Origin of the sequence: Paraburkholderia lebeckiae (assembly GCF_050436225.1) — a bacterium.
GTDB lineage: Bacteria > Pseudomonadota > Gammaproteobacteria > Burkholderiales > Burkholderiaceae > Paraburkholderia > Paraburkholderia tuberum.
In genome coordinates this window covers 2,330,476-2,343,218 of the sequence record NZ_JBNDLU010000001.1, presented here as the reverse complement: position 1 = coordinate 2,343,218, position 12,743 = coordinate 2,330,476, and the positions used below count along the sequence as shown (strand labels likewise).

Here is a 12,743-nt window from a genome sequence, read left to right as displayed (position 1 = left end):
CCGCGCGCGGTGCCGCTTCTTCGCTTCCGATTCCCTCAAACATCGTTGTCACCATGCTCGACTTCAGCGCCCGTCTGACTGGCCTTCTTTGCGGCACACAGCCGATGAACGACATCTGGGCGCCGCGTGCCACGCTGCAGCGGATGCTCGACGTCGAAGCCGCGCTCGCGCGTGCCTCTGCCGCGCACAAAGTCATTCCCGAATCCGCCGTCCCCGCGATCGAAGCGGCCTGCCAGGCCGATCAGCTCGACGCCGACGCGCTCGCACGCGACGCCGCGCTGGGCGGCAACCTCGCGATTCCGCTCGTCAAGCAACTGACTGCACGCGTCAAAGCCGCGGATGCCGAAGCTGGCAAATACGTGCATTGGGGCGCGACGAGCCAGGACATCATCGACACCGCGACGGTACTGCAACTGCGCGACACCTTCGACCTGCTCGACAGCGGCCTGCAAGCCACCTGCGACGCGGTCGCGAAACTCGCTACCACCCATCGCGCGACACCAATGATCGGGCGCACGTGGCTGCAACAGGCGCTGCCGATCACGCTGGGTCTGAAGTTCGCGCAATGGCTCGACGCGCTGTTGCGTCATCGCGAGCGGCTCGATGCGTTGCGCGAACGTGTGCTGGTGCTGCAATTCGGCGGCGCGGCGGGCACCCTCGCGAGTCTGCGCGAGGCGGCGCCGCAGGTCACGCAGTCGCTCGCCAAGGAACTCGGCCTCGCGGTGCCGACCTTGCCATGGCACACGCAGCGCGATCGCATCGCCGAGACGGCGTCGCTGTTCGGCATGCTGATCGGCACGCTCGGCAAGATCGCGCGCGACGTGTCGCTGCAGATGCAAACCGAAATCGACGAACTCGCCGAACCGGCCGCGGCCGGCAAGGGCGGATCGTCGACGATGCCGCACAAGCGTAACCCGGTCGGTTGCGCGGCGGTGCTGACGGCCGCGACGCGCGCGCCCGGCCTCGTGGCGACCGTGTTCGCCGGCATGGTGCAGGAGCACGAACGCGCGCTCGGCGGCTGGCAGGCCGAATGGGACGCGCTGCCGGATCTCGCGCGCCTCGCGGGCGGCGCGCTCGCGAACATCGAACAGATCGCGTCCGGCCTGAGCGTGAACGTACCGCGCCTCGCCGCGAATCTCGACGTCACCCGCGGCCTGATCCTCGGCGAAGCGGTGATGCTCGCGCTCGGCGATTCCATCGGCCGGCTCGACGCGCATCATCTGGTCGAGCGCGCGTCGAAGGCGGCGATCCGCGACGGCAAGACGCTGTATGACGTGCTCGCCGCCGACTCGGCCGTCACCGAACATCTTTCGCTCGAGCGCCTGAAGCAGTTGCTCGATCCCGCTCAATACGTCGGCCAGGCGCACGCATATGTCGACGCCGCGCTGGCGCTTCACACCACGCGCGCGCAGCGCGCCCATTCCAAGGAGTAACCGGCATGCCCTACGCCGCAGTCAACGGCACCGAGCTTCACTATCGCATCGACGGCGATCGTCACGGCCACGCGCCGTGGCTCGTACTGTCGAATTCGCTCGGCTGCGATATGTCCATGTGGACGCCGCAGGTCGCGGCGTTGTCGAAGCACTTCCGCGTGCTGCGCTACGACACACGCGGCCACGGTCATTCGGAAGCGCCGAAGGGTCCGTACACGATCGAGCAGCTGAGCGGCGACGTGCTCGGCCTGATGGATACGCTGAAGATCGCGCGCGCGAATTTCTGCGGCATATCGATGGGCGGCCTGACCGGCGTCGCACTCGCCGCGCGTCATGGCGACCGCTTCCAGCGCGTCGTCCTGTGCAACACGGCCGCGCGCATCGGCTCGCCGGAAGTGTGGGTGCCGCGTGCCGCGAAGGCGCGCAGCGAAGGCATGTTCGCGCTCGCCGACGCGGTGCTGCCGCGCTGGTTCACGGCCGACTTTATCGAGCGCGAGCCGGTCGTGCTGGCGATGATCCGCGACGTGTTCGTGCATACCGACAAGGAAGGCTACGCATCGAACTGCGACGCGATCGACGCGGCCGATCTGCGCCCCGAAGCGCCGGGTATCAAGCTGCCGACGCTGGTGATCAGCGGCACGCACGATCTGGCCGCCACGGCCGCGCAAGGCCGCGAACTCGCCCAGGCGATTCCGGGCGCGCGCTACGTCGAACTCGACGCCTCGCATATTTCCAACATCGAAAAGGTCGGCGAGTTCACGAAGACCGTGCTCGACTTCCTGACGGAGGCAAAATGAACGACGAAGACCGTTACGAAGCCGGCATGGGGGTGCGTCGCGCGGTGCTGGGCAACGCGCACGTCGACCGTTCGCTCGCGAACCGCACCGAGCTGACCGAGGAGTTCCAGAACCTGATCACGCGTTATGCATGGGGCGAGATCTGGACGCGTGAAGGTCTGCCGCGTCATACGCGTAGCCTGCTGACGATCGCGATGATGGTTGCGCTCAATCGCAGCGAAGAACTCGCGCTGCACCTGCGCGCCGCCAAAAACAACGGCGTGACGCGCGAGCAGATCAAGGAAGTGCTGCTGCAAACCGCGATCTACTGCGGCGTGCCGGCGGCTAACTCCGCGTTTCATTTGGCCGACAAGCTGTTCCGCGAGGATGATGCGGCGGCCGCGGCGGCGAAGTCGTAAAGACTGAGCACGCGCAACTGGCCCGGCGCATCGCGCAGGATCAGGTCGAAGGCGAGGGCAGGCGTGCTCGCGACGGACTCCGCAGCTCACGCGGGAAACGCTGCACGGCCACCCGCGCGATCTGCTGCACCCGACGGTGGATCGCCTTCGACACCGCGCGCAGTTCATCGAGCAGTTCCTGCGGCAGGTACTGGCGGTAGGAAGGGTTGCGGTAGCGGCCGGCCATTTCAGTTCGTCCGGTGAACGGTCAAAATCATAGTGTGTGGTAATTCAAATCCGTCCTTTACAGTGGGCCGATTCGTGGGGAAAACAGAACCACGCTGCAGATGTGCAAAAACCGGACGTTAAGAACGTCAGGGCAGTGAAGCCTCAAGCCACGAAAACCGCAGCAAACGGAAGCCGCAAAAAAACGAAAACGCCTGTCACCGTTGTGAAGGAATGCGCACGGCATTCCTTCGCGAATTCGGCGGGCGCCGATATTTTTTTTATACGGTAGTCGTCGCTACAACGCTCACCGGCACCTGCACGCACACCGCGCGCAACACCGTTTCCTTGATCACCTCGCGCCAATGCGCGAGCGCCGCCTTGTCCATCAGCGGCTCGCCGAGAAACGCGCCAAGCGTGTACTGATTGGCGTTATAGAAATAGCCGAGCGACGCGATCATCAGATACACGTCGCGCGCCGCAATATCGGCGCGAAACACGTGCTGCGCGCGACCTGCGTCCAATAGCTTCTGCACGACCGAAATCGCGTAGCCCGAAATCTCCTTGAGCTTCAGCGATTTTTTCGCATGCTTGCCCTGGTGCAGGTTTTCGCTCGACAGCAACGTGACGAACTCCGGGTGATCGAGGTAGTACTGCCAGACGAACTCGACCATCTGTTCGAGGCCGTGCACCGGATCGCGCAGATCGAGATCGAGTTTGCTTTCCGCTTCGTTGAACTGCGTGTAGATCGTTTCCAGCACTTCGATGAACAACTGCTCCTTGCTGCCGAAGTAGTAATAGATCATCCGGTCGTGCGAACGCGCGGCCTTCGAAATACTTTCGATGCGGCCGCTCGCATAACCCTGCTTCGCGAACACCCTGATGGCCGCCTTCAGGATCTTGGCGCGCGTGTCCTGCGCCTGTTTCGCGCGGATACCGATGGCGCCCGGCTTGCGGGCGGCGGTGGGGTTCATGACGGGTCTCGGATCTCTTTGTCAGCGTAGGTTTGAACGGCGGGCGCGCAGACTCGGCACGCCGATGCCGCATCGCACCATGATCCCGCGTGACGGAAAACACGTTGCACAGTCGATTTTGATCGAGTAGATTTCAATCGAGTTTGGTGTAGAAGATACTACATGAACGGTGAGTGACCGCAACATGAAAGTGGGCGGCCCACGCGGAAGTGCCCTGAAACCGGGACGATTCGCGCACCGCGCAGCACCGCCAGCCATGTCGCGCCCTGTGATGTCGTACGGAACCCCACGATGACAGAACACACGAAGGTCGATTTCGGTGCAGACAGTGTCGATCGCGATACCGCGTCGACGCCGGGGCCGACCGTGCTCGAAAAGTCGACGCCGCGCAGCGAGCGCATGGCCGCGAACAAGATCGAATGCAATGCGTGTCCGGTGTTGTGCCAGATCTCGCAAGGGCGCACCGGCGCGTGCGATCGTTATGCGAATGCGGATGGGCGGTTGATACGCGTCGATCCGGTGGTGTTTCTGTCGCGTACCGATGATGCCGACGCCGACCAGGCAAATGCGGCGATTGAATTCGGCACATCCCCCGCCGCCGACCAAAGCACCGTCGAACCGGCCCTCTTCGTCACCGGCGTCGGTGCCTCCTCGACCTATCCCGACTACAAGCCCGCGCCGTTCATCGTCGCGTCGAAGCTCGACGACGTCGACATGGTCACCGTCGTCACCGAAGGCATCTTCAGCTATTGCAGCTTCAAGGTGAAGATCGACACCGATCGCTTTCTCGGCCCCGAACAGGCCAACGTGCGTTGTGACGGCGAGATCGTCGGTCACGTGAGCACGGCCGAATACGGCTCGCAGATGCTGAGCCTCGGCGGCGTCCATCATCTGACCGGCGGCAGCAAGAAAGAAGGCCGCGTGACCTGCGACATGATGCTCGCGCTCGGCAACAAGGAGGCGGTCGAGCTGAGTATCGACGGCGGCGCGAGTCTCGTGATTCGCGCCGGCGTCGCGCCGATCGTCGACGGTGTCGAGGAGCAGCGCATGCGCGTCGGTTGCGGCTCCGCGACGATCGGTATCTTCGCGAAGCAATGGTTCGGCCACGTCGATGAGGTGGTGGTCGTCGACGATCACATTACGGGGGTGCTGACCGAGCACCAGGCGGGCCGCTGCCTCGGCATGACGCGCTCGGGACTCAAGATACGCGGCCGCAAATCGACGCCGGGCCGCTATTTCCAGGTTGCCAATCCTGGCACCGGTTGGGGGGGCACCGACATTCAGGACCCGCTCGCGATAGTCGAAGGATTCGATCCGTCGGTCGCGAAGCCGGGCATGCGCGTGCTGATGGTCTCGACGACCGGCGAACACGCGCAATGGTACGAACTCGACGCACAGCTCGTGCCGCGCATCGCGCCGATGCCCGACGCGGTGCGCCGCACGGTCGAGCGGATCGGCGAGAACTGCGAGCCGTCGCTCGCGACGGTGCTGTTTCTTGGCGGCGCGGGCGGCAGTCTGCGCGCCGGCGCGACCGAGAATCCGGTGCTGCTCACGCGCGCGATCAAGCGCAAGCTCGTCAACGTCACGTGCGGCGGCGCGCCGGCTTATGTGTGGCCGGGCGGCGGCATCACCGTGATGGTCGACGTGACGCGCATGCCGGACCGCTCGTTCGGCACGGTGCCGACACCGGCGCTCGTCGCGCCGATCGAATTCACGATGACGTACGACACGTACCGCGATCTCGGCGGCCACGTCGAGGCGGTGCGCTCGTTGCAGAGCGTCCTAGCGAGTGGGCCGACGCATACGGAAGGCGCGCCGCTCGCGCGGCGGACGCTGGCTCGCGACCCGGACAATCCGTGGCCGCCTGCAATGCCCGGTTAAGCACCCTAACCAAAAAATCACGCGATGACCCCCACCCGAACCCGGCTCGACGAACACCGTTGGCATTGGCAGCACGGGCCGATCGACCTGATCCTCGGCGCCGACGGCGAGCCCGACGCGGTGCGTACCGCATATGACGCATGCTGGGAGCGCTTCAGTCCTGTGCTGGAGGAGCTGGTCCGCGAATTGAACGTGCTTCGTCAACCACTGCAGGCTGTGTCGGCATTACATGAGTGCCCGCTTCGAGGGCCGGTCGCGACGCGTATGTGGCGCGCGTGTCATCCGCATCGTTCAAGCTTCATCACGCCGATGGCGGCGGTCGCGGGCAGCGTCGCCGACGAACTGATCGCCGCGTTCGCGCGCGACGGCATCGCGCGCGCCTTCATCAACAACGGCGGCGACATCGCGCTGCACCTCGCGGCGGGGCAACAGTATCGCGTGGGCGTGTTCGCGGACCTCGCGCAATTTTCGGGCACGCGTTTCGCGCACGACCCTGCGCTCGACGCGCATCTGACGCTCGACGCTCGGCAGCCGATTCGCGGCATCGCTACGAGCGGCTGGCGCGGCCGCAGCTTCAGTCTCGGCATCGCCGACAGCGTGACCGTGCTCGCGCGCGATGCCGCGAGCGCCGACGCCGCCGCGACGATGATCGCGAACGCGGTCGATCTCGACCATGCGGGAATCGTGCGGCGTCCGGCGTCGTCGCTGAAGGACGATAGCGATCTCGGCGATCTGCTGGTGACCGTCGACGTGCCGCGTCTGCCGCAGCCGCTGATCGATTTCGCGCTCGCGCGCGGCGTCGATGTCGCGAAGCGGTTGCGCGACCAGGGTTTGATCGAAGGCGCCGCGCTGTTCCTGCAAGGACGGGCGCGGGTCACCGGCATCGACGATTCACGCGCGTTGTCCACCACGCGCGCTTCACTGACAACGGAGGCTCCGTGTTCGAAATACGCCGCGTGCTGACGCACGTCGAAGACATCTTCCACGAGTTCGGCCCCGCGCCCGCGCAGCCGCTCAGACGAGGCGCGATCGCCGCGGTGATGACGAATCCGTTCGCGGGCCGCTACGAGCCGAAAATAGAACCCGCGATGGAAGTGCTGAAGCCGATCGGCTTCGAGATGGCGCAGCGGCTGCTGACGGCGATGGCGGTGCCGCATGCGTCGATCGAAAGCTATGGGAAGGGCGCGATTGTCGGCGCGCGGGGCGAACTCGAGCATGGCGCGCTATGGCATGTGCCCGGCGGCTACGCGATGCGCGAGCTGCTCGAAAAGCACGGCGTGCCGACCAACGCGATCGTGCCGTCGACGAAGAAGGTCGGCGCGCCGTCCACCGCGCTCGACGTGCCGCTCACTCATGTGAACGCGAGCTACGTGCGCAGCCACTTCGATGCGATCGAAGTACGCGTGCCCGGCGCGCCCGCCGCCGACGAGATCGTCTACATCCTCGCGATGAGCACGGGGCAGCGCGTGCATGCGCGGGTGGGCGGCCTCGCGAAAGAGGCGATCGTCGGCAAGGATGGCTTGCGCTGAAGCGGCGCGCGGCAATCGTACAGCAAGGCAACGAAACTCGGAGAGCGCAAATGGCAATCAGGCTTCGCAAGCTGGTCGTGCAGGTCGACGAAACACGCATCGAAATGGGCCAGGCCGTCGAGCCGCCCGCGCGCCGCGCGGTCGCGATCGCGGTGATCGATAATCCGTATGCGGGCCGATATGAGGCGAAGCTCGACGCGCTGATCGAGGCTGGCGAGGAACTCGGCGCGCTGCTCGGCAAGCGCTGCGTCGAGGCGTTGGGCATCGCGCCCGGGGAGGCGCAAAGCTACGGCAAGGCGGCGATCGTCGGCGAGGCGGGCGAGCTCGAACATGCGGCCGCGATCCTGCATCCGAAGCTCGGCGCGCCGCTGCGCGCGGCGGTCGAAAAGGGCGCGGCGCTGGTGCCGTCGGCGAAGAAGATCGGCACGCTCGGCACCGCGATCGACGTGCCGCTCGGCCACAAGGACGCCGCCTACGTGCGCAGCCATTTCGACGCGATCGAGGCGCGCGTGGCCGATGCGCCGCGCGCGAACGAAATCGTCGTGGCGGTCGCGGTGACCGCGTCGGGCCGGCCGCTACCGCGCATCGGCGGCTTGCAGGCGAACGAGATCAAAGGCGAGGACGGGCTGCGCTGAGTGATCGTTTTTTTCAGCCGCCTGTTTGCCGTCGCTTGTTTTGCGGGTTGTTTCGCTGGTAGTGTCCTGCCGTTGACGCGGGCGCGCATGGTGCCGCCCGCGCTGCAACGTCCGCCGATCGGGCCGCTGCGCATGTTGCGCACGCGCCGTTCGGCGAGCTGCCGAGGGTCTCGATGCTTTCGAATCTGCTGGTACAACTGGTCAACGGACTCGCCGACGCGTCGACGCTGTTTCTGGTCGCCGCCGGTTTGTCGTTGATCTTCGGCGTAACGCGCATCGTCAACTTTGCGCACGGCTCGTTCTATATGTTCGGCATTTACGTCGCGTATAGCATCGCGAGCCGCTTTGGCCACACGGCGGGCGGCTTCTGGTTGTCGGTGCTCGCCGCCGCGCTCGCGGTCGCGGTGTTGGGCGCGCTCGTCGAAATCGTCGTGTTGCGGCGGATCTATCAGGCGCCGGAGTTATTCCATCTGCTCGCCACGTTTGCGCTCGTGCTGATCTTTCGCGATGCCGCGCTATGGCTATGGGGTCCCGACGATCTGTTCGGCCCGCGCGCGCCGCATCTCGCGGGCGCGGTCGACTTTCTCGGCCATCCGCTGCCCACGTACGACATCGCGCTGATCGTGATCGGTCCGGTCGTCTTGCTGCTGCTGTGGTACGCGTTGACGCGCACGCGTTGGGGCACGCTCGTGCGCGCCGCGACGCAGGATCGCGAGATGCTCGGCGCGCTCGGCATCAATCAGGCGTGGCTGTTTACCGGCGTGTTCTTCGTCGGCGCGTTTCTCGCGGGACTCGGCGGCGCGCTGCAAGGGCCGCGCATGTCGGCGAACCTGTCGCTCGACCTCGAGACGATCGGCAATGCGTTCGTGGTCGTCGTGGTCGGTGGCATGGGTTCGATTCCGGGCGCGTTCGTCGCGGCGTTGCTGATCGCCGAGATCAAGGCGCTGTGCATCGGTATCGGGCACGTGACGATCTTCGGCATCGGTTTATCGCTGAGCCGCTTCACGCTGGTGGCCGAATTCGTCGTGATGGCGGTCGTGCTGGTGGTGCGGCCTTGGGGCCTGCTCGGCCGCGCGAGCGCCGCGGTGCGCGCGATGGGTACGCCGGAAACGCCATTGCGTCCGGCGGGCCGGCGTCTGAAGGGGCTGGCCGCCTTCGTGTTGCTGGTGCTGGCGCTCGCGCCGCTCGCGGCCAACGCGTTCCCGTACATGCCGGTGCTGCTGGTTGAAATCCTGATCGCGGTGCTGTTCGCGGCGAGTCTGCATTTCATCATGGGTCCGGGCGGCCTGCATTCGTTTGGCCATGCCGCGTACTTTGGACTTGGCGCTTACGGCGCGGCGCTGTTTCTCAAAGTGCTGAATCTGCCGATGGAAGCCGCGTTGCTGCTCGGGCCACTGCTCGCGGTGGTGGGCGCGCTCGTGTTCGGCTGGTTCTGCGTGCGCCTGTCCGGTGTCTATCTGGCGATGCTGACGCTCGCATTCGCGCAGATCGTCTGGTCGGTCGTGTTCCAGTGGGACGACGTGACCGGCGGCAGCAACGGCGTGCTAGGGCTGTGGCCGTCGAACTGGCTGTCGTCGCCGGTTGCGTTTTACTACCTGACGTTAGCGTGCGCAGTGCTCGGCGTGTGGCTGTTGCGCCGCATGCTGTTCTCGCCGCTCGGCTATGCGATGCGCGCGTCGCGCGATTCCGCGCTGCGCGCCGAGGCGATCGGCATCGACGTGAAGCGGGTGCAATGGGCGTCATTCGTGATTGCGGCGCTGTTCTGCGGACTCGCCGGATCGCTGTACGCGTTTTCGAAGGGCAACATCTCGCCCGAAGTGATCAGCGTGAGCCGGTCGGTCGATGGCCTCGTGATGGTGCTGCTCGGCGGCTTGCAGACGTTGAGCGGGCCGATCGTCGGCGCGGCCGTGTTTACGTGGCTGCAGGACACGGTCGCGCGACAGACCGACTACTGGCAGGCGCTGCTAGGCTTCGCGATCCTGCTGCTGGTGATCGCGTTTCCGCAGGGTATCGTCGGCTTCGTTCGCGAGCGTTTCGGCGATGCGAACGGCGATCAGGCCGACAAGACCAACGGCGGCGCCACGTCGCCGTCGCAACGGGCCGCCGCGGTCAAGGAGGGGCTATGAGCCTGCTGCGCGTAAGCGGTCTGTCGAGATCGTTCGGAGGACTGAAGGCGGTCGATAACGTTTCATTCGAGCTCGAAGCCGGTCAACTGCTGGCGCTGCTCGGTCCCAACGGCGCGGGCAAATCGACGTGTTTCAACATGGTCAACGGCCAGTTGCAGCCGTCGTCGGGTTCGATTCTGCTCGACGGTCACGAACTCGTCGGCATGCGGCCGCGCGATATCTGGCGGCGCGGCGTCGGCCGCACGTTCCAGATCGCCGCGACGTTCAACTCGATGACGGTGCTCGAAAACGTGCAAATGGCGCTGGTGTCGCGCGAGAAAAAGACCTTCGGCCTCTGGAAGCCAGCGGGCTCGCACCATGCCGACGAAGCGTTCGCGCTGCTCGAACAGGTCGGCATGGGCGCGCACGCGAAGCGTGCGTGCGGCGTGCTCGCGTATGGCGACGTGAAGCGCGTCGAGCTTGCGATCGCGCTCGCGAACCGGCCAAAGCTGCTGTTGATGGACGAACCGACCGCCGGCATGGCGCCGAAGGAGCGCAACGAATTGATGGCGTTGACCAAGCGGCTGGTGACCGAACACGAGATCGGCGTGCTGTTCACCGAACACAGCATGGACGTCGTATTCGCGTACGCCGACCGGATGATCGTGCTCGCGCGCGGCAAGCTGATCGCCGAGGGCGACGCCGACACGATCCGCAACGACGCGCGCGTGCAGGAGGTCTATTTCGGCACCGGCAAGACGTTCCGGCCACACGCGCCACTGCAAGACGCGTCAGGCGGCGCGCGGGATCGTGGAGCATTGCAATGAGCGAACCGATGCTGAAAGTCTCCGGCCTCAATGCGTTCTACGGCCGCGCCCACATCCTGTTCGACGTCGGCCTCGAAGTCGGCCGCGGCGAGGTGGTCGCGCTGATGGGCCGCAACGGCGCCGGCAAATCGACGACGATGAAAGCGGTGATGGGACTGCTGCCGCGCCGCCACGGTGAAGTGACGTTTCGCGGCCAGAACATCAGTGCGCTCGCGCCGTACAAGATCGCGCGCATGGGCGTCGGTTTCGTGCCCGAGGACCGCCGCGTGTTCGCGGACCTGACCGTGATGGAAAACCTCGACACGGGCCGCCAGCCGCCGCGCGAAGGCGCGCCGCAATGGACTCCCGACAAGCTGTTCCGCCTGTTTCCCAATCTCGGCGAAATGCCGAAGCGCCCCGGCGGGCAGATGAGCGGCGGCGAGCAGCAGATGCTGACCGTGTCGCGCACGCTAATGGGCAATCCGTATCTGGTGCTGCTCGACGAACCGTCCGAAGGCGTCGCGCCGGTGATCGTCGAGCAGATGGCGAACATGATTCTCGAACTGAAACGCGAAGGGCTATCCATTCTGTTATCCGAACAGAATCTGCACTTCGCCGAGCTGGTCAGCGACCGCGCGTATGTGCTCGAAAAAGGGCAGATCCGTTTCAGCGGCACGATCGGCGAACTCGCACGGAACGAAACAGTGAGGCGCGCTTATCTGAGCGTGTGAATTCATCGGGTAGTGTCGGCGAAAGGAGAGGCAGATGGCGGCAGAGACGTTGACAGGCTTGTCGGGCAAGGTCGCGGTAACGAACATCGGGCTGCTGCTGTCGGGCGATATCGATCAGCCGATTCTCGACGCGGACACGCTGGTGATCGACGACGGCGTGATCGTCGCGGTCGGCCGCGAGAAAGACTGCGATCTCGAAGGCGCGCGCACGACGGTCGACTGCAAGGGCACGACGGTCGCGCCGGGCCTGATCGACTCGCACGTGCATCCGGTGTTCGGCGACTGGACGCCGCGCCAGAATCAGCTGGGCTGGATCGAGTCGAACCTGAACGGCGGTGTGACGACGATGATCTCGGCCGGCGAAGTGCATTTGCCTGGCCGTCCGAAAGACGTGCTCGGCGTGAAGGCGCTCGCGATCACCGCGCAGCGCTCGTTCGAGGGCATGCGCGCGGCCGGCGTCGGTGGCGGCGTCAAGGTGCTGGCGGGCGCGCCCGTGATCGAGAAGGGCATGGTCGAGCAGGACTTCAAGGAGCTTTCCGAGGCCGGCGTAAAGCTGCTCGGCGAAGTGGGCCTCGGCAGCGTGAAGGGCGGCGAGGAAGCGCAACAGATGGTCGCGTGGGCGCGCAAGTACGGTATCCAGAGCACGATTCACACGGGCGGTCCGTCGATTCCGGGCTCCGGCCTGATCGATCGGGACGTGGTGCTCGCCGCCGATGCCGATGTGATCGGCCACGTCAATGGCGGCCATACGTCGCTGTCGTACCGGCACGTGTGCGATCTGTGCGAGCAGTCGAGCCGCGCGCTCGAAATCGTCCACAACGGCAACGAGCGGATCGCGTTGCTGACCGCGCGTCATGCGATCGAACTGAAGTGCCCGCACCGGATCATTCTCGGCACCGATAGCCCGGCCGGCTCCGGCGTGCAACCGCTCGGCATTCTGCGCATGATCGCGCTTATCTCGAGCCTCGCCGACGTCCCCGCCGAAATCGCGTTCTGCTTTGCGACCGGCAATACCGCGCGGCAGCGCCATCTGCGCCAGGGGCTGATCGAGGTGGGCCGTCCCGCCGATCTCGTGTTCATGGACCGCGCGCAGCATACGGCCGCCGACACGCTGCTCGAAAGCGTGCAGCTCGGCGATATTCCGGGTGTGGGGATGGTGATGATCGATGGTCTGATCCGTTGCCGGCGCAGCCGCAATACGCCGCCCGCGACCGAAGTGCCGGTGGTGCTGTGAACGCGCGGCACGACAG

At 65.7% G+C, this 12,743-nt stretch carries 13 protein-coding genes; 11 read left to right on the top strand and 2 right to left on the bottom strand.

Going from position 1 to position 12,743, the window contains the following annotated elements; genetic code table 11:
* Nucleotides 1-53 precede the first annotated feature (53 nt).
* The 3 genes from OKW45_RS10915 to pcaC are packed head-to-tail and all read left to right on the top strand — an operon-like array spanning nt 54 to nt 2,628.
* A complete protein-coding gene (locus OKW45_RS10915; RefSeq protein WP_429467963.1) occupies nt 54-1,433 on the top strand; it encodes a 3-carboxy-cis,cis-muconate cycloisomerase in 1,380 nt (459 codons plus the stop codon).
* A gap of 5 nt (nt 1,434-1,438) precedes the next feature.
* Nucleotides 1,439-2,230, top strand: a complete 792-nt coding sequence (gene pcaD / locus OKW45_RS10910; RefSeq protein ID WP_018423568.1) for a 3-oxoadipate enol-lactonase — start codon at nt 1,439-1,441, stop codon at nt 2,228-2,230.
* Nucleotides 2,227-2,628, top strand: a complete 402-nt coding sequence (pcaC, locus tag OKW45_RS10905; RefSeq protein ID WP_018423567.1) for a 4-carboxymuconolactone decarboxylase — start codon at nt 2,227-2,229, stop codon at nt 2,626-2,628. The genes pcaD and pcaC overlap by 4 nt, the downstream gene beginning before the upstream one ends.
* A gap of 40 nt (nt 2,629-2,668) precedes the next feature.
* Here the strand turns inward: pcaC and OKW45_RS10900 are convergent, their stop codons facing one another.
* Both OKW45_RS10900 and OKW45_RS10895 read right to left on the bottom strand, forming a co-directional pair.
* Nucleotides 2,669-2,854: a hypothetical protein gene (locus tag OKW45_RS10900; RefSeq protein WP_429467961.1), complete on the bottom strand. Its 186-nt coding sequence runs from the start codon at nt 2,852-2,854 to the stop codon at nt 2,669-2,671.
* A 259-nt stretch (nt 2,855-3,113) separates the two neighbouring features.
* Entirely contained in the window at nt 3,114-3,806 is a 693-nt protein-coding gene (locus tag OKW45_RS10895) for a TetR family transcriptional regulator (RefSeq protein ID WP_429467959.1), read from the bottom strand.
* A gap of 291 nt (nt 3,807-4,097) precedes the next feature.
* Here OKW45_RS10895 and OKW45_RS10890 point away from each other — a divergent pair, with 291 nt between their 5' ends.
* From OKW45_RS10890 to OKW45_RS10855, 8 genes are all read left to right on the top strand, one after another.
* Nucleotides 4,098-5,687 carry a 6-hydroxynicotinate reductase gene (locus OKW45_RS10890; RefSeq protein WP_429467956.1) on the top strand — a complete coding sequence of 530 codons (1,590 nt, stop codon included), beginning with the start codon at nt 4,098-4,100 and terminating at the stop codon, nt 5,685-5,687.
* Nucleotides 5,688-5,711: 24 nt separating this feature from the next.
* A complete protein-coding gene (locus OKW45_RS10885; RefSeq protein WP_429467954.1) occupies nt 5,712-6,650 on the top strand; it encodes a UPF0280 family protein in 939 nt (312 codons plus the stop codon).
* Entirely contained in the window at nt 6,626-7,216 is a 591-nt protein-coding gene (locus OKW45_RS10880; RefSeq protein WP_429467952.1) for an amino acid synthesis family protein, read from the top strand. Before OKW45_RS10885 ends, OKW45_RS10880 begins: the two co-directional genes overlap by 25 nt.
* Before the next feature lie 50 nt (nt 7,217-7,266).
* On the top strand, nt 7,267-7,851 hold the full coding sequence (locus OKW45_RS10875; protein ID WP_018423562.1) for an amino acid synthesis family protein: 585 nt from the start codon (nt 7,267-7,269) through the stop codon (nt 7,849-7,851).
* 173 nt (nt 7,852-8,024) lie between these two features.
* Nucleotides 8,025-9,977, top strand: a complete 1,953-nt coding sequence (locus OKW45_RS10870; protein WP_429467949.1) for an ABC transporter permease — start codon at nt 8,025-8,027, stop codon at nt 9,975-9,977.
* The gene (locus OKW45_RS10865) at nt 9,974-10,783 is read left to right on the top strand and encodes an ABC transporter ATP-binding protein (protein ID WP_429467946.1); all 810 of its coding nucleotides are present in this window, start codon (nt 9,974-9,976) and stop codon (nt 10,781-10,783) included. Before OKW45_RS10870 ends, OKW45_RS10865 begins: the two co-directional genes overlap by 4 nt.
* Nucleotides 10,780-11,493: an ABC transporter ATP-binding protein gene (locus tag OKW45_RS10860; RefSeq protein WP_018423559.1), complete on the top strand. Its 714-nt coding sequence runs from the start codon at nt 10,780-10,782 to the stop codon at nt 11,491-11,493. The genes OKW45_RS10865 and OKW45_RS10860 overlap by 4 nt, the downstream gene beginning before the upstream one ends.
* A gap of 34 nt (nt 11,494-11,527) precedes the next feature.
* Nucleotides 11,528-12,727, top strand: a complete 1,200-nt coding sequence (locus tag OKW45_RS10855; RefSeq protein WP_018423558.1) for an amidohydrolase family protein — start codon at nt 11,528-11,530, stop codon at nt 12,725-12,727.
* Nucleotides 12,728-12,743 lie beyond the last annotated feature (16 nt).